1 protein-coding gene and 1 pseudogene are annotated in these 2,110 nt (G+C 75.0%); one reads left to right on the top strand and one right to left on the bottom strand.

Annotation, left to right across the window (positions count from 1 at the left end):
- Nucleotides 1-365, bottom strand: a pseudogene (locus ACZ3YO_RS39850) (hypothetical protein); the annotation flags it as partial.
- Nucleotides 366-407: 42 nt separating this feature from the next.
- On the opposite strand from ACZ3YO_RS39850, the gene ACZ3YO_RS39855 reads away from it, so the two are divergent.
- Nucleotides 408-2,110: hypothetical protein (locus ACZ3YO_RS39855; protein WP_465579187.1), on the top strand; the 1,703-nt coding region annotated here is incomplete at its 3' end.

Consider the following 2,110-nt stretch of genomic DNA (forward strand, 5'->3'; position numbering starts at 1 on the left):
CCCTGCGCGCCCTGGGCCCCCGAACCACCCTGACTCCCCTGCGAACCCGCCACGCCCTGGAAACCCTGCGAACCCGCCACCCCCTGGAAACCCTGGGTGCCCTGCGCCCCGGTATCGCCCTGAGAGCCCTGCGTACCGGTGCTGCCCTGATTCCCTTGGGAGCCGGTGGCGCCTTGGGCGCCCTGCGTGCCGGTGCCACCCTGGCTGCCCTGCGAGCCGGTGCTTCCCTGGAAGCCCTGGCTGCCCTGGGCGCCCGTGCCGCCCTGGAAGCCCTGGGCCCCGGGGGCACCCTGGGTGCCGGTGTCGCCTTGACTGCCCTGGGAACCGCCGCTGCCCTGGTTGCCCTGCGTACCCTGGCTGCCCATGCCGCCTTGGAAGCCCTGCGTGCCAGTGCTGCCCTGGGCGCCTTGACTGCCCTGGACCCCCTGTGCACCGGCGCCGCCCTGGAACCCCTGGCTGCCCTGGCCACCCTGCGCCCCGGTATCACCCTGCGAGCCCTGACTGCCGGTACCACCCTGTGTGCCCTGGGCGCCCGTACTGCCCTGGAAGCCCTGCGCCCCGGCGCTCCCCTGAGCGCCCTGGGTGCCGGTCTCGCCTTGGAAACCTTGAGCGCCCTGGACACCGGCGCCGCCCTGGCTACCCTGCGCACCCGCATCACCCTGGCTGCCCTCGGTGCCCTGAGCCCCGGTGCCGCCCTGGAACCCCTGGGTGCCGCTGATTCCCTGGTCGCCCTGCGCACCCTGCGTGCCGGTGCTGCCCTGATTCCCTTGGGCGCCGGTGCTGCCCTGCGAGCCCTGACTACCGGTGCCACCCTGCGTGCCTTGGGCGCCGGTACCGCCCTGGAAGCCCTGCGTCCCGGCGTTTCCCTGAGCGCCCTGAGCACCGGTCACACCCTGGACACCCTGGCCGCCCTGGGGACCGGTGCCGCCCTGGTTGCCCTGCACGCCCTGGCTGCCGATGCCGCCCTGGAAGCCCTGTGCGCCCTGGGCACCCTGCGCGCCGGTGCTGCCCTGGGCGCCGGCGACACCTTGCGCGCCCGCGCTGCCGATGCCGCCCTGACTACCCTGCGCCCCGGTATCCCCCTGCGCGCCTTGCACGCCGCCAACGCCCTGGAAGCCCTGCGCCCCGGCGTTCCCCTGCGCGCCCTGGGTGCCGCTCTCACCTTGGAAGCCCTGGCTGCCCTGGGTGCCGGAACCGCCCTGGCTGCCCTGAACGCCCGCAGCGCCCTGCACGCCCTGACTGCCCTGTGCCCCGGTTCCGCCCTGAGTGCCCTGGACGCCGGCGGTTCCCTGGCCGCCCTGTGTTCCCTGGGCGCCGGTGCTGCCCTGGAACCCCTGCGAGCCCTGATCGCCCTGGCTCCCCTGGGCACCCGTGCCGCCCTGAAAGCCTTGGCTGCCGGTACCACCCTGCGCGCCCTGCACGCCCTGCGTGCCCTGGACACCGACGCTGCCCTGACTGCCCTGCGCGCCGGTGATTCCCTGGTCGCCCTGCGCACCCTGGGCGCCTGTGCCGCCCTGGAAGCCCTGGCTGCCCTGGTCACCCTGGCTCCCCTGCGCACCCGTGCCACCCTGAACGCCCTGGCTGCCGGTACCACCCTGCGCACCCTGCGCGCCCTGAGGGCCCGCGCTGCCCTGGCTCCCCTGCGAGCCGGTCGTGCCTTGAAAGCCCTGGGTGCCCTGGTCGCCCTGGCTGCCTTGCACGCCTGCGCCGCCCTGAAAGCCCTGCGCACCGGTACCGCCCTGAGCACCCTGGCTGCCGGGGTCGCCTTGGGCGCCTTGAGCGCCGGTGCCGCCCTGGCTGCCCTGCGCGCCGGCGGGCCCCTGGTCGCCCTCCGTTCCCTGGGCGCCAGTACCGCCCTGGGCCCCCTGCGTGCCACTGATGCCCTGCGGTCCTTGGGCACCGGCACTGCCCTGGAAACCCTGAACGCCCTGGTCGCCCTGGCTGCCCTGCGCACCCGTGCCGCCCTGGAAGCCCTGCGCACCGGTACCACCCTGCGCGCCTTGGGTGCCGGTGCTGCCCTGGTTCCCTTGCGCGCCCTGGGTTCCGGTGCCGCCCTGGAAACCTTGGAAACCTTGCGCGCCCTGGTCGCCCTGGCTGCCCTGCGCACCGG

The sequence above is a fragment of the Kitasatospora sp. NPDC022785 genome (assembly GCF_055561295.1).